The organism is Lysinibacillus sp. BS3 (assembly GCF_039614735.1).
In the GTDB taxonomy this organism is placed as follows: Bacteria; Bacillota; Bacilli; order Bacillales_A; family Planococcaceae; genus Lysinibacillus; species Lysinibacillus capsici.
In genome coordinates, this window is the sequence record NZ_CP154860.1 from 3,394,196 (window position 1) to 3,420,319 (window position 26,124).

Genomic DNA, 26,124 nt, shown 5'->3' on the forward strand with positions numbered 1-26,124 from the left:
TTAGATGATTAAATTTTAAATTGCTGTAGCTGCGTATTTAACTCTTCGGCCATTCCAGCAAGCTGATTTGCACTTCTAGCGATTTCATCCATTGTAGCGGCGGTTTCCTCCACAGTTGCTGTTGTTTGCTCAACGCCAGCAGCGGATTCCTGTGAAATGGAGGCCATATCATCAATAGAAGCATTAATGGTTTCCGAATTTTGAGCAAGCTGATTTAAATTCGTTGAAATCGTTGAAATATTAACAATCATATCCCCAACAGCATCAGAAATTTTTTCAAATGTTTCATTTGTTTCATCGAGCTGTGCTGTTCCTCTTTTTACTTCCTCATAGCCAGTCTGAAGGGCAGATGTTACATTGCCAGTCTCACCTTGAATACGCTGGACAATTGTTGCAATATCCGTGACAGAGAACTGTACTTGCTCAGCAAGCTTTCGGACTTCATCTGCCACAACAGCAAAGCCCTTGCCATGCTCACCTGCTCGTGCTGCTTCGATGGCTGCATTTAATGCAAGTAAATTTGTTTGGTTTGAAATATCATCGATAACTGACACAAGCTTGGATATTTCAGCAGACTGTTCATTTAAATTTTCTACCTTTTTCACAGAGTCTAATACAATTTCATTGATTGTAGCCATTTGTTTGGTAGATTGCACCATTAAACTTTTCCCTGAAACCGTTAATTTTTGAACATGACTAGAATGTTCGCTTAATTCAATGCCCTCTTGTGTAGTTTCATGAATGCTACGCTTAAATGCTGTCATTGTTTCTGCCAAATCACCTGTGGTAGATGCTTGTGTTTCTGTACCAGATGCCAGCTCTTGCATCGTTACTGTAATTTGCTCAGTACCTGCTTGTACCTCATTCGATGATTGAGCAAGTTCTTCACTACTAGCTGCTACTGTTTCAGAAACCGAGTAGATAGACTGGATCGTTTGTTTTAATTTTTCGTTCATGTCATTGGCTGCTACCATTAATGTTCCAATTTCATCTCGGGCTTTTACAGGCAGAGGCTCTAGTTGCAAATTTCCATCTGCTAATTCTTTCATCCGGTCGGCTACTACTGTAACAGGTTTAGAGATGGTACTGGCTGTGATAATGGCAATTAGAATACCAGCTATAGTTAGAATCAAGCTAAAGACGATACCAATTGTTCGATTCTCAGAGCTAGTTGATACAACATCATTACCGACATCTGTAATGGCTTTAGCTCGTTCATCTGCCAGTTTTTCGTAACCATATCGCACTTTCGTTACGAGTTCATGTGTATCCATTAAATTTTCTAAAGCTAATTCTTTATTGCCCTTTTGGTAGATATCAAATACCTCTGTATTGACAAGGGTACTCCAATCACGAGCGATTACTACAAGTTGATCGCGTTCATCTGATTTTTCATATTTGTCTAGAATAGCATTATTTTCCTCAGCCATTTTGCGATACTCATCAAATGATTCTTTGTATTTTTCGTCGCCTGTCAACACATAATTTAACGCTGCAGATAGACGGACACTCATAGAGAGTGCTAAATTTTTACTTGCATTTAAAACAACTAAATCTTCTTTTACTAAATCTTTTGCCTGTTTTTCCATATTTGTATTGGAATTGTAAGTGTAGGTTGTAAAGCTAACTACTAAAACTAACAAAAGAATAAATGCACTTAAAATTCGTGTTTTAAGTGTTTTAAACTTGATAATGCCTTTCATTTTCCCATCCCTTTACTATCTCATTGAGAAATTTTTTCAACACAAGTATTATTTTATAACTAATTATGCGTATTAATAAGCCTTTCGATAGAAATATTTAAAAATAGTTTTTTAGTACAATGATATAATTATTTTCCTTTTCTTAATAGTTAAATATATACAGATGTCTAACAACCAATTTATATATTTATGTAAAATTTCCTATATAGAAAGAAAATACACCTGAAGCAAAATGCTTCAAGTGCCATAAGTAAAGGATTCTCTATTGTTTTTGATTTTTCGCCTGGCGTTCCCACTGTAGAAGGGAAGGATAAGGGTCAAAAGCCCATTCCGTTTTTCCATTAAATTTATAAATACCATAATGAAGATGTGGAGGGAATTTGCCCGATGTACCTTCTTTTCCATAGCCAGAGCTTCCAACATAGCCAAGAACAGTACCAGGTTTTACAATTGTACCTACTTCAATTTCCTTATGATAGCTACCGAGGTGGGCATAATAGTGGTAGGAATTATGATTGTCGCGAATACCAATACGCCAGCCACCAAATTGATTCCATCCTTTTACCTCAACAATTCCAAAAGAGGTAGATAATACAGGCGTTCCATAGCTGGCAAAAATATCAGTTCCCTCATGAATACGGCGTCCACCCCAACCACGATTGGCGCCCCAAGTGCCCCGGTAACTGTAATCAGAGCGAATATTTAGCGGGAAGGTATGTGCATCAAGTTCAATGGTTTTAAAATGTCTGTACAATGTGGAGATGGTAAATACTTGATTGACGGCTTCTTCGCTTCCGTAATATTCCCATAAAGCTAATTTAAAATCCTCATCAGTCGTTCCAAATTTCCCTAAATAACTAGCCATCGAAAATATGACATCCTCATCATCCTTTGGACTAGCGATTCCATCATGATTACCATCAAGGCCCATTCCTCCGAAATAGCTAATTGTCTCAGGAGAAGTGTCTTCCTTTACAGGATTTAATGCACCTGACCAGTATTCATCAGAAAATTGGATAGCCAAATAGCCTTCTCGTTTAGGGATGTCTTTACGAACTGATTGTAGGTTTCTTTCATATTGATCGATAGCGGCTAAAAAATGCCATGGAATGAGTAATTCATCGAATTGTACATAATAGGACATACGCTGCTGTAAAATTTCTTCTTCTGTAAGATCCTCCTTTGCAAAAGAGACAGAAGGGTACAGCATAATCCCTAAAAATAAAAATGTGAAAAGAAATATAAAATGGCGATGCAATGATGGACCTCCTTTCTAACGTTAGAATAACCGAAATTTTTATCTTCATTCAGTAAGGTTCTATGTATGAAAACAGTTGATATATCCGCAATTTTTTTGCCCCAAAAAATAGAAATAATAAGAAGAAACTTCATCAAAGAAAAAGTAATGGTATCATCATGCCATTAACTTCATACTATGTTATAAATCAAGCCCTGAATGGAGGGAAGGCTATTAACATTTTAGATAAAGTGAAAAACTATCGCGAAGAAGAAAACAGGCTGAAGTGGGAAGGGACATTTGCAGATTATTTAAACATCATTAGGGAAAGACCTGAAGTTGCTCAAACAGCCCATTCACGCGTCTACAATATGATAAAAAGTTCTGGTGTAGAGGAACGCGATGGGCAAAAAATGTACAAATTTTTCGGACAAGAAATTTTTGGGCTTGAAACAGCAATTGAAAGACTGGTGGAGGAATATTTCCATCCAGCAGCACGCAGGTTAGATGTTAGAAAACGTATTTTATTATTAATGGGACCAGTTAGTGGTGGTAAATCAACTATCGTTACCTTACTAAAACGCGGATTAGAGCAATATTCGCGAACAGATGAAGGTGCAGTTTACGCAATTAAGGGATGTCCAATGCATGAAGATCCGCTCCATTTAATTCCACATCATTTGCGTAATGAGTTCTTTGAGGAATATGGGATTAGAATTGAAGGAAGTTTATCGCCTTTAAATACAATGCGTCTTGAAAAGGAATACGATGGACGCATTGAAAATGTAATGATTGAACGTATTACTTTTTCAGAAGATAAACGTGTGGGTATAGGGACATTTACACCATCAGACCCTAAATCACAGGATATTGCAGATTTAACAGGAAGTATTGATTTTTCTACAATTGGTGAATTTGGTTCAGAGTCGGATCCTCGTGCTTACCGCTTTGATGGGGAGCTGAATAAGGCTAATAGAGGAATGATGGAATTCCAGGAGATGCTAAAACTAGATGAAAAATTCTTATGGAATTTATTATCATTAACGCAGGAAGGAAATTTCAAAGCAGGAAGATTTGCTTTAATTAGTGCAGATGAGTTAATCGTTGCTCATACAAATGAAACAGAGTATCGTTCATTTATTTCGAACAAAAAGAATGAGGCATTACATTCTCGAATTATCGTTATGCCAATTCCCTACAACCTCAAAGTTAGTCAGGAAGAGCATATTTATGAAAAGATGATAAAAGAGAGCGATATGTCCCATGTCCATATTGCACCGCATGCTTTAAAGGCCGCAGCAATCTTTTCGGTTCTCACTCGTTTGGAAGTTCCGAAAAAACAAGGTGTGGATCTAATTAAAAAAATGCGCTTGTACGACGGAGAAAATGTGGAGGGATTTAATTCCGTTGACTTAGAGGAGCTGAAGAAAGAGTTCCCGAATGAAGGCATGAACGGTATTGATCCACGCTATATTATTAACCGTATTTCTTCTGCTATTATCCGCAAAGAGATACCATCGATAAATGCATTAGACGTTTTACGAGCATTGAAGGATGGGTTAGATCAGCATGCATCGATTTCTCAAGAGGATCGTGAAAAATACATGAATTACATTGCGGTTGCTCGTAGAGAATATGATGAGATTGCTAAAAATGAAGTACAAAAGGCTTTTGTGTACTCCTATGAGGAATCGGCAAAAACATTGATGAATAACTACCTTGATAATGTAGAGGCATTCTGTAATAAAAATAAAATTTATGATCCACTTACTGGGGAAGAAATGAATCCAGATGAAAAATTAATGCGCTCGATTGAGGAGCAAATTGGCATTTCAGAAAATGCTAAAAAGGCATTCCGTGAAGAGATTCTCATTCGAATTTCTGCCTATGCACGAAAAGGTAAACGTTTTGATTATAATTCTCATGAAAGATTGCGAGAGGCCATTCAGAAGAAATTATTTGCAGATTTAAAAGATATCGTTAAAATTACTACTTCTTCTAAAATGCCAGATGAATCTCAACTGAAGAAGATTAATGAGGTTGTGGCAAGGCTTGTTGATGAACATGGCTATAATACAACATCAGCAAATGAGTTGCTACAGTATGTAGGAAGTTTGCTCAATCGATAACTTGATGTTCATTGTTCCAATTAAGATAGGAGTGTCCCATTTTTAGGGCACTCCTTTTATTATCAGGAGGAGAAGATGTCCGAGACTTTGAAGAGATACTTTAGAGCATGGTCGAAAAAAATCTGGACGTTTTAGGCGTGATTGATAAATATACAATTGATTTTATGAAAAAAGTTCAAAAATTTAGCTCACAAGCATAGTATAGAAAAAGCGAATTTGATAGATGGGTGAGGATAAAAATGACTGAACACGAAAATAAACGCTTTGTCATTTCTCAGGAAAATTGGTCCCTCCATCGTAAAGGGCACCAGGACCAACAACGCCATATGGAAAAAGTGAAAGATGCGATTAAAAATAATTTACCTGATTTAGTTAGCGAAGAAAGTATTGTGATGTCCAATGGTCGCGAGGTTATTAAGATACCAATTCGGTCACTTGATGAATATAAAATTCGATATAACTATGATAACTCTAAGCATGTAGGGCAGGGACAAGGGGATAGTAGTGTTGGAGATGTAGTAGCGCGGGATGGCAGTAAGGCCAATCAGGCTCCAGGTAAAGGAAAAGAAGCGGGTGACAAGCCTGGCCAAGATTATTATGAAGCGGAAGTCAGTATTGAGGAAATTCAAAATGTTTTATTTCATGAACTAGAGTTACCTAACTTACAGCAAAAAGAAAAGGCAGATATTAAAACAGAAAAAATAGAGTTTAATGATATTCGTAAAAAAGGACTCATGGGTAATGTCGATAAAAAGCGTACCATTTTAAATGCATTAAAGCGCAATGCGATGCATGGGAAAGCAGAAATAACGCCAATCCACAATGACGATTTACGTTTTAAAACATGGGATGAAGTGGAGAAGCCAGAATCCAAAGCAGTAGTGCTCGCCATGATGGATACAAGTGGCTCAATGGGCGCATTTGAAAAATATTGTGCGAGAAGCTTCTTCTTTTGGATGACGAAGTTTTTACGGTCAAAATATGAAACAGTAGAAATTGAATTTATTGCTCATCATACTGAGGCAAAGGTTGTCACAGAAGAGGAGTTTTTTACAAAGGGCGAAAGTGGTGGAACCATTTGTTCTTCAGCTTATAAAAAGGCATTGGAATTAATTCAGGATAAATATCATCCGTCTCGCTACAATATTTATCCTGTCCATTTTTCAGATGGTGAAAATATATCGATGGACAATGAAAAGTGCTTGAAGTTAGTAGGAGAGTTAATGGATGTATCCAGCATGTTTGGCTATGGTGAGGTGAATCAGCATAACCGTTTCTCAACGCTTATGTATACGTATAAAAAAATTGATGATCCTAAATTCAGATACCATATTCTGAGAAAAAAAGGCGATGTGTATGACGCCTTAAAGAGCTTTTTCAAGAAAAGTGAAGAGTAACATGGAAATATCCTCAGCACCACGTTCAAAGGAGGGGGCGTAAAATGGACACAAAAGAGCTTCATCGTGCAATAGATGAAATTACCGAAATTGCCTCAAGCTTTGGCTTAGATTTTTATCCAATGCGTTATGAAATTTGTCCAGCAGATATTATTTATACATTTGGCGCCTACGGTATGCCCACGCGCTTTTCCCATTGGAGCTTTGGAAAACAATTTCATAAAATGAAGCTTCAATATGATTTAGGACTTAGTCAGATTTATGAGCTTGTCATTAATTCAAATCCTTGCTATGCATTTTTACTCGATACCAATACTTTAACCCAAAATAAATTGATTATTGCCCATGTTCTAGCACACTGCGATTTCTTCAAAAATAATATACGTTTTTCTAATACAAGAAGAGATATGGTAGAAAGTATGACCGCAACTGCGGAGCGAATAGCTGGCTATGAGAGAGAGTATGGCAAGGATGAGGTGGAGCAGTTTTTAGATGCTGTTTTAGCTATTCAAGAACATATTGATCCATCAATTTTAAGACCGAAGCTATCCTGGAGTGAGGAGGATGAGCTTGAGGAGGAAAAACCACCAACAAAATCACCGTATGATGATTTATGGAGTATAGAAGAAAAAGAAAAAGTTTATAAACCAATTCGACGCAGATTAAAGCAATTTCCTCCTCAGCCAGAAAAGGACCTGTTGTTATTCTTAGAGGAACATAGCCGTGAATTGGAAGACTGGCAACGAGATATATTAACAATGATGCGAGAGGAAATGCTTTATTTTTGGCCTCAATTAGAGACTAAAATAATGAACGAGGGTTGGGCCTCATTCTGGCATCAACGAATCATGCGGGAGCTAAAGTTAACTACTGCTGAAACTATCGAATATGCCAAATTAAATGCGGGGGTTGTGCAACCCTCCAAAACATCGATTAATCCATATTATCTTGGGATTAAAATTTTCGAGGATATTGAAAATCGCTATAATAATCCTACCGAGGAAATGAAACGGTTAGGTGTTTTGCCAAATACGGGACGTGAAAAGATTTTTGAGGTAAGAGAGGTAGAATCAGATATTTCCTTTATTCGAAACTATTTAACAAAGGATTTAGCGAAGCGTGAAGATTTATACTTGTTCCAAAAGAAAGGGAATGAATACCGTATAACGGATAAGGATCACGAGATGGTTCGCGATCAACTTGTATCCATGCGTGTAAACGGAGGATTCCCATATATTGTGGTAAAAAATGGTGATTATTTGCGGAATGGCGAGCTATATTTAGTTCATGGCTATGAAGGGATGGAGTTAGATCCACACTATTTAGAAAATGTATTACCTTATATTTACCAGCTATGGGGACGTCCTGTTCATTTAGAAACCTATGTCGATAAAAAGCCGATGCTCTATTCATATGACGGCACAAAAAATTATAAACGCAATGTATAATAAAAAAACTTCTATCTGTTGAGGGTACCATCAAGCAGATAGAAGTTTTTTCATCGTGTTGAAAAACAAAACCATCAATAGTATTTTTGTGAAAGGTCAACAATCGGTTGCAGGCTACTTGCTTTCCAGTGGCAGAGCACAGAGCCTCTTCGTGTAAAATGGCCTTTTTTTTGCTACTGACATGATCTTTTTGAAACCAACCTACTCATCTTCTTCAGTTAATACATCAGTTTCTTCATTACTTTCACTATGGTTAGAGGATGAATGAATATCACTTTCAATGACAAGACTATCTCGTACTTTAATGCCTTGTTGCCCACCAGCCTCGTCATTATTATTACCAGCAATACCACTTCTTCCATTACCGTCAGCAAATTGCGAATTGACGTTGCGTGTATGACTACCGTTACTAGCATTTTGTCCACCTTGGTTGGCATTTGTGCCTACATCATGATTGATTTGGCCTCCGCCTTCTGCACGTTGCTCAAAGTGAAAATCAGTATTTCCTATATTGAATGTGAAATTTATTGTTATATGATTTTTCCCTTGCTTGTTAGAGGATTCCTGCTCAGGTTCGTCAGGTCCATAAAATTTTTTAGAATTAAAACCAGACATCGTTTCTCCTCCTTCCTTTCCTATTACTATTAAGATATTAGCGCTTCTTGAACCCACCTGTACGTGTAGCCATGTTACCTAGAGAAAAGGTAGGTGTGTCTAGGGAAAGCTCAACGATTTTTGCTATCTATCCAATAAATTTGTTAAAATGAATGAGATTTGATTATTTAGTGAATGGGAACGGAGAAGCAACATTGAGAACATTTAAAAAGGTTTATATAGAAATTACGAGTGTTTGTAATTTAGCATGTAGTTTTTGTCCACCTACAGCGCGTGCAAAGGGGCTTATAAAAGTCGAACAATTTAATAAAATATTAGATGAAATTCGTCCACATACAAAATATATTTATTTGCATGTGAAAGGAGAGCCATTACTACATCCAAGAATTGATCAGCTATTAGACGCTGCCCATGCAAAAGGATTCAAAGTCAATATTACAACGAATGGTACGCTAATCAAAAAAAATCGCGAGAAAATATTAGGAAAGCCAGCATTACGTCAAATTAATTTCTCGTTGCATAGCTTTGATGGGCATGAAGGCTCTGAAAATCGTGAAAAATATTTAGAGGATATATTGGATTTTGTGCGAGATTCTAGGGAATACAATACGATTATTTCCTATCGTTTATGGAATCTACAACAGGATCATGTTTCGGATGTTGCAGCTCGTCGCAACCGCGAGACTTTAGAAATATTAGAAAATGAGTATCATCTTGATTATCGTATAGAAGAAAAAGTAGAACCTGGTAAAGGGGTAAAAATTGCGCCTCATGTATATTTAAATCAGGATCATGAGTTTAGATGGCCAAGTCTCCTAGAGCCAGAGGATGAAGGTAAGGGTTTTTGCCATGCACTGCGTAGTCAAGCAGCTATATTGGTGGATGGTACCGTAGTACCTTGCTGTTTGGATGGGGAAGGTGTCATTAATTTAGGAAATGTACATGAAAAATCCTTCTCCGACATTGTAGAAGGGGAGCGTGCCAATAAGATTGTTGAAGGCTTCTCAAGAAGAGAAGCTGTGGAAGAATTATGTAGAAAATGTGGCTATCGTCAAAAGTTTGGTATGTAGCTACTAAAAGTTACTTTGAAATAAAAAAGCAGCTCCAATGGTCATTGACCGTTAGAGCTGTTTTTCTTTGATTGAGAATCAATCGTATCTAAAAAATCCTTCGTTATACGAACTACATATTTTACCTCGTCTAAATTTCGTTCTCTTAATAATGAGCGATGAATGTCTAGCATGAGGTTTTTCTCCTCAATATCAGTAACGCCAGATAATTTTTGAAAATTAAATAGCTCCTCAGGGGTAATGTCTAATGCCTTCATGATTGTTTCCAAAGTACTTAAGGTAATATTAGATTGTCCATGCTCAATATTGGAAACTCTTCCTTTACTGAAACCTAACTTCCCTGTTCTTTCAGCCACTTCTTCTTGGCTAAGTCCTTTAGATAATCGAATAATCCGAAGTTGTTCACCTACTAGCTTTAAAAAATCTGACATATGATTCACCTCTATGTTAAAAGCTAGTGAAAAACAATGGAAATGACTATACTATTATAGTGGTATAATAGAGAAAAAGTTACATTAAAATGGTACAATCTTTAGAGTAATACTTTTATCCAGACAAATGACCTAAATAAATAACTAGGTATGCGTTAATGAAGATTGTATTTAGGGTATTAATTGGGACAGAGGATTGGAGGGTTCATACATGGTGAAGCAGTTTTTTTTAGAAGAAATAGCAAAAGTCCAAATTGGTCATTTAATTTTGAACGATCAATGTTTTACTAGGGAAGGTACTCCTTTTATCACCAAAGCAACACTATTGAAATTATTGGTAGATGATGATGCTAGTCAAGTGCCAAAGATTGATCACACGGTTGATTCATTAAATTTGTCACTGGTACCTGCAAAAAGCATTCTTCTCAACAAATTAAATTTAAAGGAAACCATTATTTATCAATGTAAAAAAGCTGTGTGCATCGGTCATGATATCATTGCCATTATTCCAAATGAATCCATTGTTGTTAGTGACTATTTATTTCACTTTTTTAAATGGTATCAAATAAATAAAGAGAGGCGTCATATCCTTCGTTTAATAATTGAATTACCTCCTCTTGATATACAGCATAGAGCAGCTCAACTATTAAACGCTATTCAACATTTATTAATGAATAAAGATTCTTTAGTCACAGCGGTAGAAAAACTTCCACAGTATTTCGATAATGTATCAAAACAAGTAAATCAGCATTCAAAAAACTTACATCATAGCTTTGAACAGCTCCAATATTTATATGCTGATATGTTACATAAGGTTTATAATGGAGATTTCTTAAATGATTCCTTTCAAAGGTTGAGCAATTAACATAAGTCGGTGCAAATGGATTGGGCAATCCTTGCACCGACTTGTTAAATTTCAATAATAATTGGTAAAATCATGGGCTTTCTTTTTGTTTGGGTAAATAAATATTGTCCAACAGCTCTTTTAATTTCTCGGCGAAGGACATGTATTTGCTGTCTGCCCTCTTCTTGAAGCTCATTGACGATTTCTTTGGTAAGCACATTGACTTTAGTTAACAGTGCCTCGAAATCTTTAGCATAAACAAAACCACGTGAAATGGTATCGGGTTCTGAAATAAAAGCTCCGTCAGCTTTATTGAGTGTCAACACAATAACAAGCATTCCGTCTTCTGAAAGTTGCTTGCGATCACGGAGGACAATACCTTCCACCTCACCAATGCCTATCCCATCAACATAGGTATCCCCAGCAGGAATTTTCCGTGTCTGCCTTGCCTTTGAATTTTCAATATCAACTACATCACCATTTTTCATAATAAATGTATGTCCCTTTTGAACGCCAATAGATTCTGCTAATAAACGATGTTGATGTAACATACGAAACTCACCATGAATAGGGATGAAGAATTTAGGCTTCATAAACGTCAGCATAAGTTTCAAGTCCTCTTGATGACCATGTCCTGATACATGCATACCTGTATGACTGGAAGAACCATAAATAACCTTAGCACCAAGCTGAAATAAATTGTCTACAATGCGAGAAACGCCCTTTTCATTACCTGGGATTGGTGAAGCCGCAAGAATGACTGTATCGTCTGGTAAAACCTTAATTTCACGATGATTACCATTTGCTATTCTTGCTAGTGCAGCTAGAGGCTCACCTTGGCTACCTGTGCAGAGGACCACGACCTCTTCTGGTGGGAGGTATTTGACCTCTCGTGCATCAATTAACAGATCTTCTGGTACAAATAAATAGCCTCGTTCAATCGCGACATCAACGACATTGACCATGCTACGCCCTACTAAAGCTAGCTTCCTATTGGTGGCAATTGCAGCATGTACGATTTGTTGGATGCGATTAACATTTGAAGCAAAGGTTGAGATGATTACTTTTCGTTCAGCATGTAAAAAGGCTTCCTCGATATGATGCCCTACAAGTTGCTCAGAAGGGGTCAAACCTGGTCTTTCTGCATTTGTACTTTCTGAAATAAGGACAAGCACACCCTTTGAACCGATTTCAGCCATTTTATGAATATCAGCAAACTGATTGTTAACGGGCGTTAGATCAAATTTAAAGTCTCCCGTATGGACAACATTTCCTTCAGGGGTAGCTAAAACGATTCCTAAACAATCGGGTATACTATGATTGGTTCTAAAGAAACTAATATCGATTTGTCCTAAATGTAGTGCTGAATCAGCATGAATTTCAATTAAATCCGTTTCTCTTAAAAGTTTATGTTCCTTAAGCTTTAACTCAATAAGTCCGAGGGTGAATCGGGTAGCATACACAGGGACGTTTAATTTTTTTAATAAATAGGGAATTCCACCAATATGATCCTCATGTCCATGTGTGACAATTAATGCCTTAATTTTCTCCTTATTATCAAGTAAAAACGTAATATCAGGAATGATTAAATCAATTCCGAGCAGGGTTTCATCCGGAAATTTTGCTCCACAATCAATAATAATTATGTCATCTGCATATTGTACTACATACATATTTTTACCAATTTCATTTATCCCACCTAGGGCGAATATGGATAATAGCTGTTTACTTGTTGACAACGTATTTCCCTCCTATAGTTTTCAATAAAGCCATCTAAATGGTTTTGCCATAGGTAGTATAGCTTTTAGCATTTCATCCTATACGAAATTTACAGTAAGACTAATTGTATAGCACGAAGAATAGAATGGGGAGATAACAGAAAGCAAAGACAGCTCGAGGGAAGTTTTTTAGTTTATTTCTCTAAAATCAAGATAAGAGGAGGTAGACCTTTGTCAAATTTTGTGCAACATGCCATTTTCGAGCATAGATTTTGGCTAGAAATCATGCAAAACCACGCTCAATTTATTCATGACGCCCTTTATCCCTCAGAAGAAGAAGACATTCAAAGAGCCCATATGTATATTTATCAATTCTCGCAGTTACTTACCTATGTCCCTTCACTCGATGATTCAAATGCTGTATCCTTTTCAGTGTCCGTGGACGACAATGTTGAGCAATTTAAGCAGTTCAAGCTTCATCTACTCAGACATCAACTATTGGGGGATATTGGGATTCATTTAACGCCTACTTTTGTCAATCATATGGTTAATGAATTAGAAGAATATCAAAATGTGCTGGGTTATTTAAAAAAAGGAGAAGCACCACCTATTTTTCATGAGCTTCATCATCATTTAGTTTGGCTTTTAGATGCGTCTGGACATGCAGGCATTATTAATGATGATTTAGACGGTGTTGAGAAGCGTTTGAAGCAAAAGAGCCATGAGTTTGCTCAACACTTTGAGCAATTTTATTTAAAGGCTGTTGAATTAACAGGCTATTTACGTACAAATATGAATTCCTTTCCTGCTTTAAAACGCTTTAGTAAAGATGTTGAGCTTGAAATGACATTATTTAAAACATTTTTAAGAGAGCTAGAAGAAATGGAGCTAAGTGCAGAGGTGCTAGGTTCATTTACAGCTCCTATGGCGGACCATATGTGGCGTGAGGAGCAATACTATTTAACGAAGCTCGCACAGGCTAGAGAACAAGATAAGTAAAACAAGAGGCTATCTAAACTAACTAGATAGCCTTTTAAGTTAGGGATGAATCACTACTTCTGTACCTATTGGCACAATACTGGCTAGCTCTTCAACATCTCGATTTTGCATGCGGATACACCCATGTGAAACAGCATGCCCAATAGAGCTAGGATCATTTGTGCCATGAATTCCGTAGTGTTGTTTAGAAAGACTCATCCACATCGTGCCAAAAGGACCACCAGGGTTTGGTGCTTTATTGATGATCATAAAACTACCTACTGGTGTTTCGTGAAGCATGCGTCCAACTGCAATTGGGTATTGTTTTTGAAGGATATTATCTCTATATAAACGGAGCCAGCGATTGTTGGTAGATATCTCAATACGGTAAGGAATTGTGTCGGGCTCAGGCAAGCCAGGGATGACGATTTGTTGACCCATGAAAAGATGATCAGGCTGAATTCCTGGATTAGCAGCGAGAATGGATGCCAAAGATGTACGGTAATCTTGAGAAATTTGAGTAAGGGTTTCACCAGCTTTGACAGTATGAATCAATTATTGTTCCCTCCAATGCAAAGGTTTATTGCTCTACTATATGCATTAGATGTTTTATGTAATTTTAGGAATGCAAGGTTTTTCAGTTTCTGGACAGAATAAGCGGTGACATTGCAGGATTAAGGGGCATAAAGATGAAGGAATTTAAAATTACGTATTTTTTTGATGAGGTACATTATGTACGAAGATTCATTTTTATTGAATCGCAACAAGAGGCAGAAAAATTAGTGAAAAATGAACGTGATCAATATATCTCCTTTACGGATAGTAGGGGGATATACCATGAACTGCACACAAAACATGTACGAGTTATTCAAATAGCTGAGTATCATCGAATTGATAAAAGTACGAAAGAGAAAGACACATAATCTGTTCAGCATTACACACATTATAGGAAAAGGAGTGTGACAGAATGGACATCGAAAAAATACCACATGAAAAGAAAATGTTCATGAATTTAAATAGTAAGGACAAGCCTGACATGGTTGAATCAGATACGATTAGTCTTTTCGATCTGCATGAGGATATGCAAACTGTAGATGCCATTCCGATAGAGGAACTCAATAAGCGTGTAAAAAGAGAAGGCGACGAATTAATTGAAATGCAGCCAGATGAATTATAGGAGGTAAAAATGATGAATCGTGAAAAAGACATCCAGTTTACATCTGCAGGCACAAATATTAACGAAGTGAAGAAAAAAAATGCAGAGGCAGGATTATCCTATAATGAAGTGAAGGCCCTGTTAGCAAAAAGTGGCGGACGTGGAACATCTATTTATAGTGACACTGACATTGAAGAAGTAAAACAAGATATACACAAGCATCAACATTAAAGTTTTGGGAGGAGCAAGGTATTGAGCGCTCTTCCCTTTTTATTTTACAATGATGAAAAATAAAGGAGTTGTAAAAGCATGTCAACTGGAGAAATAAAATGTCCATTATGCGGAGGCGAAAACCATTGTGGCGTGGCAAAAGGTGAAAAAGAGTGCTGGTGTATGACAGTTAGCATTCCAGAAACCCTGTTAACTACAGTGCAAAGAGAGCCAAATCTATGCATTTGTTCAACATGCATAGCTACATATAAGAAAGAGCAAGTATAGTTTTTTACGATGATAAAGGTTAGTAAAAATTGAGCAATTGGTACAATTGTCTATCGCACAACAACCTAGCAGGCATACATTACTCTGAAAGGAGTGTGTCTAATGGCTAAACCAATTGAACTCAGTAATGTGACAAAGGCATATTTAGAGGAATATCAGCGAATCCTCAAAAAAATGATGCAGGGTATGACCTATGTAACCATTACTTGTAGTATCTCAGAAAATTTTATTAAGCAAATCATCCCTCATCAAGTTGCAGCAATACAAATGTCTGAAAATGTTTTACGTTATACAACGAATATACCTGTGCAAAATCTCGCCTTAGAAATCATTCGCACACATACAGAAATGGTTGAGAGTCTTGAAGCGATACAAAATCGATGTTGTGTCGTACAAAATTCAGAGTATGAATTATACGAGTATATGTGTGCTTACAAAGAAATTACAGAAGCTATGTTCAACGCAATGTGTGCTCCACCAGTCTCTAATAGCATTAATATCAATTATCTTCGGGAAATGATCGTCCATCATCAGGGTGGTATACGACTGGCACAAAATGTGCTTAGATTCTGCATCTGTCAAGAGTTAATTCCAATCCTACGTTGCATGATTCAAACGCTGTGTGAGCAACTAGAAGCCATGGAAAAGCTACTGGATAGCTTACAAAATTGCGATTGCGAGTGCTAGCACTAACGAGAAGTTTATATGGGAAGAAGGCGCTAAATCAATCTGGATTTTAGCGCTTTTTCTGCGTAAAGACAGTGTTTAACTAAGAAAATAAGAAATTGTCAATAAAGTGGACGGAAAAATAATAAAGTGTAAAGAATTAAATGAGAATCTATTTTTGTTATTCTATTGTTGGTAAAATATATATGTTTTATTAGTTGAAGGTAATGAAGAGAAATCTATAATTGGCTTTAAAATATTGGTAATTTTATTTTACTTGAATACAACTAGGAGTGGGAGCTATGTTCAAAAGGAAGAAGATTAATCAAAGTTATGATTATTTTTCGGCTACGAAAAATTCAGACATCGAAACAAATGAACGCTTTAAAGAAAAATTGGATTTCCTTGCTTTATCTAGAATTAGAAGAGAATCTGTTGGGTTTTTACGTAAAATTTATGAGAATAATCGACAGCATATACTCGATAATTTTTATGCTCGTCTACTGGAAATCCCAGAGTTTAATCATGTCATCAATACACATTCGACAGTAGAGCGCTTAAAAGGATTATTTGATACACATTTTATTAGCTTATTTGATGATGAATTAGATTTAGATTATGTCTTTAAGCGTCGTAAAATTGCTTATGTTCATGCAAGAATTGGTGTACTACCGAATTGGATGATATCTGCCTATACACTGATTAATCAATTAATCATTCCACTTATTGTCAAAGAACTATCTCGTGATGAAGAAAAAATGCTGGATGTTTTATTGTCTTACGATAGCTTAGTAACAATTGATCAACAAATTATTTTGGAGACCTATATTGAAATTCAAGCAGGATCTGTAGTAAATGGATTAGGTGAAATAATTACTTATAATACACAGTTAGACACCATTAAGGAACTGATTGAATTTCAGGAGATTCAGCAACAGGAGATTGTTGCAGCAGATCAATTAATGCATGAGTTAGACGAAAGTATTGAAGAAATTGCCACATCAGTGGGTGATATTTCAGAGCAAACAAAGCATGCCTTTAAAAAATTAAATCAGGATTTGGAATCATTACAACAAGTATCATCTATTTTACAGACAACCGATGAAGGCCATAAATCAATGCAGGAAGATATTAGGCGTTTAGTTGAGCGTGTAAATAGTGTAGCGAAATTAATGGAATTAATAAAAAAAATAGCAGATCAAACAAATTTGTTGGCTTTAAATGCATCAATAGAGGCCGCTCGTGCTGGAGAAGCAGGAAAAGGTTTTGCGGTTGTTGCAGAGGAAGTTCGGAAACTTGCTGATGATACAAGTACATCTGTCAAATCTATACATACAGATATACAGGAGCTACTTCATATTACCCATAATATTAGTTCATTAACGACTCAATTTTCCCAAGATTTACATCAAGGTGTTACAGATACCTTATATATATCACAGACGCTAGCTGAGCTAAATAAAAACTTACAGCAGCAGGGGGCGCGCTTTGAGGAAATAGCTACAACGACAAAGGTACAGGCACAATCTGCTACTACTATTTCTGAACGTAACCATACAATTACAGAGAGCATGCAAAAAAGTAAGGTAATCGTTTTTGATATGGGCTCCGCCATTTATAAATTAAGTAAAATGATTGATGGATACCGATCCACAACAATTTCTAAAAACTTTATTATTAGCCAAGAGGATATTATTGAATTAGCTATTACCGATCACCTATTGTGGAGATGGAAAATCTACAATTTGCTACTAGGCTTTGAAACGATGACGGAGCAGGATGTAGGGTCTCCAAAAGAATCACGCCTTGGCGAATGGTACTACGGCACAGGAAAGAAACTCTTAGGTGATGAGCGTGTCTACGCAGAGTTAGAACAACCATTTATTCACGTGCATGATATAGCAAAAAAAGCAGTGCGTGAGTACAATGTAGGCAATAAAACGGGCGCTGAAAAATACCTGAAAGAAATTACGGATGAATCGTATGTTGTAATTGAAAAATTAAAAGAGTTAAAGGAAATTTTATTGAGTGAGAAAAAGCAATATATTCATTAAAAAATGGAAAGCAAGCTAGTCTACATACTAGCTTGCTCTTTTATAGATTAATAGGTGGAACACACATAAATGTCACTGTACGCTTTTGGCTATCATAAAGACACCATTCACGGTGATTGATAACAGAGCCTACATTCACACCATATTGTTTGTCTTGTAACGCAATTGGTTGCCCGTAGCGAATACGAATCGGCAGCTTTTTTTGTTGATGATAAAGACCTGATTCGTGACTATGCCCGAAGAAAAATAATGGTTTTTGAAAGTGTGGGAAAGTCGGTTGCCAGCTTACATTCCACCTAAATTGATGTCCGTGCATAAGCGTGGCTCCATCAATCTCTATTGTCTCTGGTAAAGCTTTAAAACGTTCAATGCCAGTGACCTGAGTAATACGCTCTTCTTGATTGCCTCGAATAGAGGGGAAGGTTAGCAGTTTTTCAAATTCACTTTCTACTATGGCCGCCTTTTGCAAAGGTAAGTCAGATATGGTTTGTGCCTTTTTCTTACTAACAGTGCATTCATATAAATCCCCTAACCCAATGATTGTTGCTTCCTCTGCTGTTTGTTGAATATGAGCTAGAACAGCTTTAGTGTCTTCTATATTAGAATGTAAATCTCCTAAAAGTGCATAAAGCATTTAAACCCGGCCTTTCCTAATAATAATCGTACAAGTATCATACACCTAATAGAAATTACTAGAAAAGTAAAATGTCTATGAATATTTCGTTACTTCAGCTACATATTTTGAATGTGTGGAAAAATTGCCAAGAAATACATTGCTTGATAAAATATAATCGTAATTTTCAGAATTTTAAGAAGTTTAATAGTTTCCCATTCTTGTTTATTCAATAATAATAAAATGAAAGTATGGAGGGCTTATAATGACGAAGTTTATGACAGATATTCTGGAAGACTATGCAGGGCAGCAACCAAATGCAATTGCAACATTGTATGATGGAAAGGCAATAAGCTATCATGATTTTTACCAACGTGTAGAAAGATTTGCGACTTACTTGCAGGAACAAGATTTTAAAAAGGATGATGTGATTGCCCTATATACGCTCAATTCAGATTTATTTTTAATCGCATATTTAGGTGTCCAATTAGCTGGATTTATTGTGATGCCAATTAACACTAAATTAGCTGCTCCTGAGGTTGATTTTATTTTTAATCATTCACAAGCAAGGGGCTTAATTTTTGATGAAAGATTAACAGAGGTATTAGAGGACGTTTCTTATTCATTCCAACATACAATCGGATTTCAAGAAATGAAAAACATAATTGAATATGATAATCGTGCTAGAAAAATTGTGCAATTAGAGGCTGACGATACGGCAGTGGTCATGTATACGTCGGGAACAACAGGTAAACCCAAAGGCGTCATGCTAACGCATCAGAATATCGTGGCTACAGCAGATATTTGGTCTTCTTCTATGAATATGTCTAGCAAGGACAAAATGTTTATTTGTACGCCTTTGTTTCATTGTGCAGGTCTTCATGTATTTGCTATGCCTATGTTTTATAGAGGGGGAACAGTGGTCATTGAAGAAGCATTTTCACCAACTAAAACGTTAGCTCAAATTGTAGCTACTGAGGCGACAATTTTCTTTGGTGTTCCATCTATGTATACCATTATATTAAATACTCCTGGATTCAAGGAACATAGCTTTAATCATTTACGTTTATTATGTTACGGTGCTGCCCCGATGCCTTATGAGCTTGTAAAGCAAGTGAAAGAAGCATTTCCAAATGTAAAGGTTCAAAATCTTTATGGTCAAACTGAAAATTCACCTGCAGCTACCTCTTTATTAGATACGGATGCATTGACGAAAATTGGCTCAGTTGGAAAACCATTAGCACAGACAGAGGTTTGCGTAGTTAATAGTGAAGGAAAGACCGTACCAGCTGGAGAGGTGGGCGAAATATGCGTAAGAGGACCACAAGTAATGAAGGGCTATTTACGCAATCCAGAGGAAACAGCAAGAGCGATGAGGGATGGCTGGCTGTACTCAGGCGATTTAGGACGCTTTGATGAGGAAGGCTATTTATATATTGTAGATCGAAAAAAAGATATGATTATTCGTGGTGGAGAAAATATTTACCCAATCGAAATAGAAGAAGTTCTATATCAAATGCCGGAAATTTTAGAAGCAGCAGTGGTTGGATTGCCACATGAAGTATATGGAGAAGTACCAAAAGCATTTGTTGTGTTAAAGGAAGGGAAGTCTCTTGATGAAAATTCGATACTATCCTATTGTCAAACACGACTTGCCAAATACAAAGTACCTTATGAAATTGAATTTTTAATAGAATTGCCACGAAATGCCTCTGGGAAGGTACTAAAGCATACATTACGGCCGAAAGTGACAACAATTTAAGACAGTTCAATTATCCTTTGGCATAATTGCTATCCAGATTTTTGGGGTTCACTGTCTTGTGTAACTCGTTATTAGTACAAAAAATAGTTACTAAATCAAGATAAAATAGGAACGGCTATGAAAGTATCGTATAATAGAGTCTACGACAAATTGAATAATGAGAATGGCGAAGGGGCTGCTCTTCGCCTTAGAATAGGAGCGGAATTTGTCTTGTGGACGGGGTATAAACGCCTTTTACTTATTGGCATTTTGATTATTATGTTACTTTCAGGCTGTCAGCCATTTTCTTGGCAAGATGCTGAACAAAAAAATCAATTAACGGTTTTAACAGTAGAATTTAATAGCGGGGCACCTATTCCAAATCTCTTCCTTACGGTTACAGATGTACAAACAGGTGAAGTAGTGGAAGAAGCGATTGGTTCAGAAGAAGGAGAAGCTATATTTTCGAAGCTCAAGGCAGGGAGAGAATATGCAATTGCGGCAACAACACTTGAAAATAGTACGACAAATAATGGGTATACAACAATCGAGAATTTCACTTACGATACAACAAAGCCCTATTATCGATTGCAAACACACTTTTTAAGAGACGATCAGGAGTTAGATGTCCCTGTTGTCATGCAAAACCCCGAGCTGCCACATGGCTGTGAAATTACTTCACTTACAGCCGTATTAAATTATTTTGGAATGAATGTGTCGAAGCTCGAAATGACTGACAAGTATTTACCAAAGCAAGAAATACGAACAGTAGGCAATCAACGTTTTGGACCAAATCCCAATGATGCTTTTGCAGGTAATCCTCGTGATAAAGCTCGTGGCATGTATGTTTTTGCTGCTCCAATTGTCAAAGCGGCTGAGGCAGTTATTACAGATAAACAAGCTGGCTTACATGTCAAAAATATGAGTAACGCCTCACAGGATGATATTTTACAGCTTGTGCGTGAAGGTATTCCTGTCGTGACATGGGTAACGCTAGATTTATCAAAGCCTAAACGAAAAGCAGAAAGAGGCTGGATTTATACAGGGGAAACGACTCGACATGATGCTTTTATGAACTTACATGCAGTCGTCTTAACGGGACATTTAGGTGATAAGGTAGTCGTAATGGATCCTTTAAAAGGGTATGTTACTTACAATGTCGATCAATTTTTCAAAAGTTATCAGGAATTAGGCAAACAAGCTGTAGCTGTTCATAAATAAGCTATAAATCATTAGTATGTTACACTAATAAAAAAGTAAAAGTGAGTTGAGTAGAATGGCCATTGAGCACGTTTTTTTACCTGTTTTACTTGGAGATGAAATGAATGCTTATGGCATGGCCAGAGCATTTTACGAAGCCTATGGTGTGAAGCCACTTGCACTAAACCATACGAACATGGAAAAAATTCAACAAAGTGATTTATGGACTTTTCGCGAGATACCGCGACTTCATATCGAAGAAAGATTTGTAACCGCCCTAAAAGCCATAGCGGAGGAGTTCCGAGACAAAAAATTACTGCTATTAGCCTGTGATGAATTTTATGTCAAAAGAATCGTAGAACACAAAGAAGAGTTAGCAGAGGATTTTCTAGTTCCCTATGTAGACGCCACACTTGCGCATCAACTTTTAACTCGTGAAAGCATGTATGAGCTATGTGCACAATTTGGTTTTCAATACCCTGCTACACATGTATGCACGGTGAATGATTATGAAGACTACAACATGCCATTTGATTATCCAGTTGTCATTAAGCCCATGAATATGACAAAATATGCTACTTGTATTTTTCCTGGTAAGAAAAAAGTATATATTGCATATGATAAGGATGAAAAGGACAGTATATTACGTGCTATCTATAAAGAATCAGCTTATCGTGATGATCTGATGATTCAACAATATATACCAGGTGAAGACGCTAACATGCGTGTTGTTAATGCATATATAGGACAAGATGGGAAGGCAAAACTTCTTGCCGTAGGAAACCCTATTTTAGAAGAACATTCTCCAGAAGGGATAGGACGTTATGTAGCGATTATGACAACCTATCATCAGGAATTAATGGATAATGTTAAGCTATTCCTTGAAGCGATACAATTCCAAGGCTTTGCCACATTTGATATGAAATATGATGATCGTGATGGTCAATATAAATTGTTGAGTATTGAATTACATAATGAACTTTCCAATTATTATGTGACGGCCAGTGGCTTTAATTTAATGCAGTATGTAGCGAACGATTATGTTCGAGGAAGTAAACAACAACTAACATATGTGAGGAACAAGCATCTTTGGACAATTGTACCGAATGGTGTGCTTTTCAAATATGTTCAAAATGAACAACTAGTAATGGAGGCGAAAAGTTTAATTCGTCAAGGTATGGCTACAGATTCTATTTTTAATTATAAGGATATGAATGCAAAACGTTGGTTGAATGTCACGCTTGATAATTTAAGCTTTTATCGTAGCTATAAGAAATATTTTAATAACAAAGGTCTGTCTAACACATGAAAAAACAAACTTTAGGTATAATTGGTGGCGTTGGTCCACTTGCAACAATGTTTATAGGAGAAATGATTGTAAGACGTACGAAAGCACAAAAAGATCAGGATCATTTACATACCATTATTGATAATGATACAAATATTCCTGACCGTACGGCCTTTATTTTAGATAATACAAAGGATAATCCAGTTCCAGTCATTATTGAGGATGCAAAAAAACTAGCTTCGGTAGGAGCAGACATAATAGCGATCCCATGTAATACGGCGCATACGTTTTATCAAGAAATTGAAGAGGGTTCTCCTATACCTGTCTTGCATATGATTCGCGAAACAGCGAAGCGTGCTGCTGATTTAGGAGCAAAGCGAGTAGGTATTTTAGCAACAACAGGCACGTTAACATCACGGATGTATCAGGAAGCACTTGAGGAGTTTGGTATTACACCAGTTGTTCCAGATAATGAAATGAGATCCTATGTGATGTCGATCATTTATGATTATGTCAAGGCTGGGAAGGATGTTACGCTAGAAGATTGGCAACCGATAGAAGAGGCGATGCTAGCACTAAATTGTGATCGAATTGTATTAGGTTGTACAGAGCTATCTGTTGTAAACAGAGATTTAAAGCTAAGTGACATTTATATTGATTCATTAATCGTTTTAGCTGAATGTGCCATTTTAGCTTGTGGTTATGAATTAGTCGATTAGTTGAATTGAAAAGAATCTGCTTGCTTTTCACGGGTAAGCTACAATTCTTGAAAGAGTTGTGGACAGGCTTACTTTCCGTGTTGAGTGAAGCAGATTTTTTATGAAAGGAAGCAATGTTCTCTTGAAACGATTAGACAATTGCTTACGTACATATAAAGTAGGAACCTACGGAGTGTGTTAAACTAGTGTCAAGTAGATAGAAGGTGGGAAATAACATGTCAGTCATAAATTTATTAAAAGAAGAACTACAAGCAAAATGGAACTTTGAAACACCCATGAAAATTCAAGATGAAATGATACCAGCTATGCTTGAAGGCAAAGATATTGTGGCGGAATCACCAACAGGATCAGGTAAAACGTTAGCATATGTCTTACCATTATTAAATAAAGTGAATGGGGCAAAAAAGCAAACACAAGGACTGATTGTAGCTCCCTCGCAAGAGCTCGCTATGCAAATCGTAGAAGTTATTCGTGAGTGGACAGCTGGAACAGACATCACTGTTCAACAGCTGATTGGTGGTGCCAATTCTGCTCGTCAAATTGAAAAGTTGAAGAAAAAGCCAACGATTGTTGTTGGCACACCTGGGCGTTTAAACGAATTAGCACGAGCAGGAAAATTAAAACTCAAAGAAGTCGAAACAGTTATTTTAGATGAATGTGATCAATTACTAAGTCGTGAATACCGTGTTGTAATCAAATCCTTTATCGAAGGTTCTGCCTATGGCCGACAAGTTGTTGTTGTGTCGGCTACGATTACAGAGGAAATTGAATTAGTGGCAAGTCGTATGATGTTTGAGCCACTGCGTTTTAAAATAAAGCCTGAGGACATGTTAAAGGTCGGTAAAGTTGTCCATTCTTTTGTGAAGGTAGAAGAACGTGATAAAACGGATTTCCTGCGCCGACTTTCCCATACAGAGGGTTTAAGAGCGTTGGCTTTTGTTAATAATATCGATCAATTATTAATGAAGGAAACAAAACTACAATACCGTTCAGCACCGATTGTCACGCTCCATTCTGATATGAAGAAAGAAGAACGTAAAAAAGCGTTAGATGCATTCCGTAAAGGAGATGCACGTATTTTAATTGCAACAGATATTGCAGCTCGTGGTTTAGATATTGCAGGTTTAACACATGTTATTCATGTTGATGTCCCACGAACAATTGAACAGTATTTGCATCGTTCTGGTCGTACTGGGCGTGCTGGAGCTGATGGTGAAGTATTAACCTTATTATCTTATCGTGATGAAAAAACCTATAAAAAATGGACAAGGGAAATTCCGGGCAAGCCTGTGCAAAAAATATGGCATGATGGCGAGCTGATTGAAGGTAATTCTAAAACAATTGGACAGAAGCGAGGGAAATAGTATGACATTTGAAGAGAAATTACAGGCATATGCAGAGCTTGCAGTAAAAGTGGGGGTGAATATCCAACCAGGCCAGTACTTATTAGTCAATACATCTGTGGATGCTTTAGATTTTGCCCGTTTAGTTGTAAAAGAGGCTTACAAGGCTGGGGCAGGCCGTGTTCATGTAAACTTTTCCGATGATGAATTGGATCGTGCTTATTTTGAGCATGCATCCGATGAGGAATTTAATCGCTTCCCTGAATGGGTTGTGAAAATGCGTGATGAACTGATTGAACGTAAAGGAGCTCTATTATGGATTGATGCAGCAGATCCTGATAAGCTAACAGGAATTCCAGCAGACAGACTAGCAACACATCAAAAAGTATCAGGGGCAGCATTGAAAAACTATCGCAATGCAGTCATGAAGGATTTAATTGCTTGGTCCATCGTAGCAGTTCCTTCAGCTAAATGGGCAGCAAAGGTTTTCCCTCAATTAACAGAGGAGCAGCAAGTACCTGCATTATGGGAAGCTATCTTTAAAACGGTTCATATTGGAGAAGGCAATGCAGTTGATAATTGGCGTCAGCATGTAGCTAATTTAGAATCTCGTGCACAGCTTTTAAATAATAAAAAGTATGCAAAGCTTCACTATACAGCACCTGGTACAGATTTAACAATCGCTTTAGCACCACAACATAAATGGCTAACTGGTGGTAGTAAAACACCAGAAGATAATGTCTTTGTGGCCAATATGCCAACAGAAGAAGTTTATACACTGCCAATGAAACAAGGTGTAAACGGTTATGTTAGTAATACGAAGCCATTAGTCTATCAGGGCAATATCATCGATGGCTTTAAATTAACATTTGAAGAGGGCAAAATTATTAAGGCAGAGGCAGAAGTAGGACATGATTTATTGCAAGAGCTTATTCAAGTGGATGAAGGCTCAAGCTACTTAGGTGAAGTAGCACTTGTCCCTCACGAGTCACCAATTTCAGCGTCGGAAATTTTATATTTTAATACGCTGTTTGATGAAAATGCTTCAAACCATTTAGCTATTGGTGAGGCATATCCGACTTGCTTAGAGGGTGGTAGAGACCTAGAAAACGGTCAACTTGAAGCATTGGGTGCCAATATTTCTGTGACACACGAAGACTTCATGATTGGCAGTGGAGAAATGGACATCGATGGTATTTTACCAGATGGTACAGTTGAGCCAATTTTCCGCAAGGGTAGCTGGGCATTTTAAATTTTTAGTCAATAAGAAAAGAGG

At 36.9% G+C, this 26,124-nt stretch carries 25 protein-coding genes; 18 read left to right on the forward strand and 7 right to left on the reverse strand.

Going from position 1 to position 26,124, the window contains the following annotated elements; genetic code table 11:
- Positions 1-8: 8 nt before the first annotated feature.
- Positions 9-1,703 (reverse strand): HAMP domain-containing methyl-accepting chemotaxis protein, encoded by a 1,695-nt coding sequence (locus AAJG31_RS16700; protein WP_279496243.1) that lies wholly within the window; start codon positions 1,701-1,703, stop codon positions 9-11.
- A gap of 262 nt (positions 1,704-1,965) precedes the next feature.
- Positions 1,966-2,961, reverse strand: coding sequence for a M23 family metallopeptidase (locus AAJG31_RS16705; protein WP_279496241.1), 996 nt, complete (start codon positions 2,959-2,961; stop codon positions 1,966-1,968).
- A 212-nt stretch (positions 2,962-3,173) separates the two neighbouring features.
- On the opposite strand from AAJG31_RS16705, the gene AAJG31_RS16710 reads away from it, so the two are divergent.
- From AAJG31_RS16710 to AAJG31_RS16720, 3 genes are all read left to right on the forward strand, one after another.
- Entirely contained in the window at positions 3,174-5,069 is a 1,896-nt protein-coding gene (locus AAJG31_RS16710; protein ID WP_039884612.1) for a PrkA family serine protein kinase, read from the forward strand.
- A gap of 239 nt (positions 5,070-5,308) precedes the next feature.
- Positions 5,309-6,466 carry a sporulation protein YhbH gene (gene yhbH, locus AAJG31_RS16715; protein WP_048394843.1) on the forward strand — a complete coding sequence of 386 codons (1,158 nt, stop codon included), beginning with the start codon at positions 5,309-5,311 and terminating at the stop codon, positions 6,464-6,466.
- Positions 6,467-6,510: 44 nt separating this feature from the next.
- On the forward strand, positions 6,511-7,914 hold the full coding sequence (locus AAJG31_RS16720) for a SpoVR family protein (protein ID WP_131521969.1): 1,404 nt from the start codon (positions 6,511-6,513) through the stop codon (positions 7,912-7,914).
- 201 nt (positions 7,915-8,115) lie between these two features.
- Here AAJG31_RS16720 and AAJG31_RS16725 read toward each other — a convergent pair whose 3' ends face one another.
- Positions 8,116-8,529 carry a hypothetical protein gene (locus AAJG31_RS16725; RefSeq protein ID WP_048394838.1) on the reverse strand — a complete coding sequence of 138 codons (414 nt, stop codon included), beginning with the start codon at positions 8,527-8,529 and terminating at the stop codon, positions 8,116-8,118.
- Positions 8,530-8,723: 194 nt separating this feature from the next.
- Between AAJG31_RS16725 and AAJG31_RS16730 the strand changes: the two genes are divergently transcribed.
- A complete protein-coding gene (locus AAJG31_RS16730; protein WP_048394836.1) occupies positions 8,724-9,599 on the forward strand; it encodes a radical SAM/SPASM domain-containing protein in 876 nt (291 codons plus the stop codon).
- Between the two features lie 41 nt (positions 9,600-9,640).
- Here the strand turns inward: AAJG31_RS16730 and AAJG31_RS16735 are convergent, their stop codons facing one another.
- Positions 9,641-10,030, reverse strand: coding sequence for a helix-turn-helix transcriptional regulator (locus tag AAJG31_RS16735; RefSeq protein WP_004225641.1), 390 nt, complete (start codon positions 10,028-10,030; stop codon positions 9,641-9,643).
- Between the two features lie 211 nt (positions 10,031-10,241).
- Between AAJG31_RS16735 and AAJG31_RS16740 the strand changes: the two genes are divergently transcribed.
- The gene (locus AAJG31_RS16740; protein ID WP_054548997.1) at positions 10,242-10,895 is read left to right on the forward strand and encodes a hypothetical protein; all 654 of its coding nucleotides are present in this window, start codon (positions 10,242-10,244) and stop codon (positions 10,893-10,895) included.
- 44 nt (positions 10,896-10,939) lie between these two features.
- Here the strand turns inward: AAJG31_RS16740 and AAJG31_RS16745 are convergent, their stop codons facing one another.
- Complete coding sequence (locus AAJG31_RS16745) at positions 10,940-12,613, reverse strand: ribonuclease J (RefSeq protein WP_103118846.1); 1,674 nt, start codon at positions 12,611-12,613, stop codon at positions 10,940-10,942.
- Between the two features lie 210 nt (positions 12,614-12,823).
- Here AAJG31_RS16745 and AAJG31_RS16750 point away from each other — a divergent pair, with 210 nt between their 5' ends.
- Positions 12,824-13,591, forward strand: a complete 768-nt coding sequence (locus AAJG31_RS16750) for a DUF2935 domain-containing protein (RefSeq protein ID WP_054548999.1) — start codon at positions 12,824-12,826, stop codon at positions 13,589-13,591.
- Between the two features lie 39 nt (positions 13,592-13,630).
- On the opposite strand, the gene AAJG31_RS16755 is transcribed toward AAJG31_RS16750, so the two are convergent.
- Positions 13,631-14,125, reverse strand: a complete 495-nt coding sequence (locus AAJG31_RS16755) for a L,D-transpeptidase family protein (protein ID WP_048394827.1) — start codon at positions 14,123-14,125, stop codon at positions 13,631-13,633.
- Between the two features lie 134 nt (positions 14,126-14,259).
- Between AAJG31_RS16755 and AAJG31_RS16760 the strand changes: the two genes are divergently transcribed.
- From AAJG31_RS16760 to AAJG31_RS16785, 6 genes are all read left to right on the forward strand, one after another.
- On the forward strand, positions 14,260-14,493 hold the full coding sequence (locus AAJG31_RS16760) for a hypothetical protein (RefSeq protein ID WP_048394826.1): 234 nt from the start codon (positions 14,260-14,262) through the stop codon (positions 14,491-14,493).
- 44 nt (positions 14,494-14,537) lie between these two features.
- Entirely contained in the window at positions 14,538-14,747 is a 210-nt protein-coding gene (locus AAJG31_RS16765) for a hypothetical protein (protein WP_004225632.1), read from the forward strand.
- Between the two features lie 12 nt (positions 14,748-14,759).
- On the forward strand, positions 14,760-14,957 hold the full coding sequence (locus tag AAJG31_RS16770) for a gamma-type small acid-soluble spore protein (protein ID WP_279496234.1): 198 nt from the start codon (positions 14,760-14,762) through the stop codon (positions 14,955-14,957).
- Positions 14,958-15,035: 78 nt separating this feature from the next.
- Entirely contained in the window at positions 15,036-15,224 is a 189-nt protein-coding gene (locus AAJG31_RS16775; RefSeq protein WP_048394824.1) for a cysteine-rich CWC family protein, read from the forward strand.
- 102 nt (positions 15,225-15,326) lie between these two features.
- Positions 15,327-15,911, forward strand: coding sequence for a DUF305 domain-containing protein (locus AAJG31_RS16780; RefSeq protein ID WP_004225628.1), 585 nt, complete (start codon positions 15,327-15,329; stop codon positions 15,909-15,911).
- 281 nt (positions 15,912-16,192) lie between these two features.
- Positions 16,193-17,944, forward strand: a complete 1,752-nt coding sequence (locus AAJG31_RS16785; RefSeq protein ID WP_004225627.1) for a methyl-accepting chemotaxis protein — start codon at positions 16,193-16,195, stop codon at positions 17,942-17,944.
- Between the two features lie 40 nt (positions 17,945-17,984).
- Here AAJG31_RS16785 and AAJG31_RS16790 read toward each other — a convergent pair whose 3' ends face one another.
- A complete protein-coding gene (locus AAJG31_RS16790; RefSeq protein ID WP_279496230.1) occupies positions 17,985-18,578 on the reverse strand; it encodes a metallophosphoesterase family protein in 594 nt (197 codons plus the stop codon).
- 244 nt (positions 18,579-18,822) lie between these two features.
- Between AAJG31_RS16790 and AAJG31_RS16795 the strand changes: the two genes are divergently transcribed.
- From AAJG31_RS16795 to AAJG31_RS16820, 6 genes are all read left to right on the forward strand, one after another.
- Complete coding sequence (locus AAJG31_RS16795; protein WP_066038219.1) at positions 18,823-20,319, forward strand: long-chain fatty acid--CoA ligase; 1,497 nt, start codon at positions 18,823-18,825, stop codon at positions 20,317-20,319.
- 117 nt (positions 20,320-20,436) lie between these two features.
- Positions 20,437-21,519: a C39 family peptidase gene (locus tag AAJG31_RS16800; RefSeq protein ID WP_345803552.1), complete on the forward strand. Its 1,083-nt coding sequence runs from the start codon at positions 20,437-20,439 to the stop codon at positions 21,517-21,519.
- Between the two features lie 55 nt (positions 21,520-21,574).
- The gene (locus AAJG31_RS16805) at positions 21,575-22,807 is read left to right on the forward strand and encodes a hypothetical protein (protein WP_054549004.1); all 1,233 of its coding nucleotides are present in this window, start codon (positions 21,575-21,577) and stop codon (positions 22,805-22,807) included.
- A complete protein-coding gene (locus tag AAJG31_RS16810) occupies positions 22,804-23,505 on the forward strand; it encodes an amino acid racemase (RefSeq protein ID WP_066038221.1) in 702 nt (233 codons plus the stop codon). The genes AAJG31_RS16805 and AAJG31_RS16810 overlap by 4 nt, the downstream gene beginning before the upstream one ends.
- Before the next feature lie 215 nt (positions 23,506-23,720).
- Positions 23,721-24,869 carry a DEAD/DEAH box helicase gene (locus AAJG31_RS16815; protein WP_004225614.1) on the forward strand — a complete coding sequence of 383 codons (1,149 nt, stop codon included), beginning with the start codon at positions 23,721-23,723 and terminating at the stop codon, positions 24,867-24,869.
- A gap of 1 nt (position 24,870) precedes the next feature.
- Positions 24,871-26,100: an aminopeptidase gene (locus AAJG31_RS16820; protein ID WP_004225611.1), complete on the forward strand. Its 1,230-nt coding sequence runs from the start codon at positions 24,871-24,873 to the stop codon at positions 26,098-26,100.
- Positions 26,101-26,124: the final 24 nt, after the last annotated feature.

Excerpts from the sequence above, each read along its gene's own strand:
- AAJG31_RS16740 (WP_054548997.1), top strand. The coding sequence starts at position 10,242 with ATGGTGAAGCAGTTTTTTTTAGAAGAAATAGCAAAAGTCCAAATTGGT.
- AAJG31_RS16800 (WP_345803552.1), top strand. The coding sequence starts at position 20,437 with ATGAAAGTATCGTATAATAGAGTCTACGACAAATTGAATAATGAGAAT.
- AAJG31_RS16810 (WP_066038221.1), top strand. The coding sequence starts at position 22,804 with ATGAAAAAACAAACTTTAGGTATAATTGGTGGCGTTGGTCCACTTGCA.
- AAJG31_RS16780 (WP_004225628.1), top strand. The coding sequence starts at position 15,327 with ATGGCTAAACCAATTGAACTCAGTAATGTGACAAAGGCATATTTAGAG.
- AAJG31_RS16760 (WP_048394826.1), top strand. The coding sequence starts at position 14,260 with ATGAAGGAATTTAAAATTACGTATTTTTTTGATGAGGTACATTATGTA.
- AAJG31_RS16720 (WP_131521969.1), top strand. The coding sequence starts at position 6,511 with ATGGACACAAAAGAGCTTCATCGTGCAATAGATGAAATTACCGAAATT.
- AAJG31_RS16765 (WP_004225632.1), top strand. The coding sequence starts at position 14,538 with ATGGACATCGAAAAAATACCACATGAAAAGAAAATGTTCATGAATTTA.
- AAJG31_RS16785 (WP_004225627.1), top strand. The coding sequence starts at position 16,193 with ATGTTCAAAAGGAAGAAGATTAATCAAAGTTATGATTATTTTTCGGCT.
- AAJG31_RS16775 (WP_048394824.1), top strand. The coding sequence starts at position 15,036 with ATGTCAACTGGAGAAATAAAATGTCCATTATGCGGAGGCGAAAACCAT.
- AAJG31_RS16725 (WP_048394838.1), bottom strand. The coding sequence starts at position 8,529 with ATGTCTGGTTTTAATTCTAAAAAATTTTATGGACCTGACGAACCTGAG.
- AAJG31_RS16795 (WP_066038219.1), top strand. The coding sequence starts at position 18,823 with ATGACGAAGTTTATGACAGATATTCTGGAAGACTATGCAGGGCAGCAA.
- AAJG31_RS16735 (WP_004225641.1), bottom strand. The coding sequence starts at position 10,030 with ATGTCAGATTTTTTAAAGCTAGTAGGTGAACAACTTCGGATTATTCGA.
- AAJG31_RS16820 (WP_004225611.1), top strand. The coding sequence starts at position 24,871 with ATGACATTTGAAGAGAAATTACAGGCATATGCAGAGCTTGCAGTAAAA.
- AAJG31_RS16770 (WP_279496234.1), top strand. The coding sequence starts at position 14,760 with ATGAATCGTGAAAAAGACATCCAGTTTACATCTGCAGGCACAAATATT.
- AAJG31_RS16815 (WP_004225614.1), top strand. The coding sequence starts at position 23,721 with ATGTCAGTCATAAATTTATTAAAAGAAGAACTACAAGCAAAATGGAAC.
- AAJG31_RS16700 (WP_279496243.1), bottom strand. The coding sequence starts at position 1,703 with ATGAAAGGCATTATCAAGTTTAAAACACTTAAAACACGAATTTTAAGT.
- AAJG31_RS16805 (WP_054549004.1), top strand. The coding sequence starts at position 21,575 with ATGGCCATTGAGCACGTTTTTTTACCTGTTTTACTTGGAGATGAAATG.
- yhbH (WP_048394843.1), top strand. The coding sequence starts at position 5,309 with ATGACTGAACACGAAAATAAACGCTTTGTCATTTCTCAGGAAAATTGG.
- AAJG31_RS16790 (WP_279496230.1), bottom strand. The coding sequence starts at position 18,578 with ATGCTTTATGCACTTTTAGGAGATTTACATTCTAATATAGAAGACACT.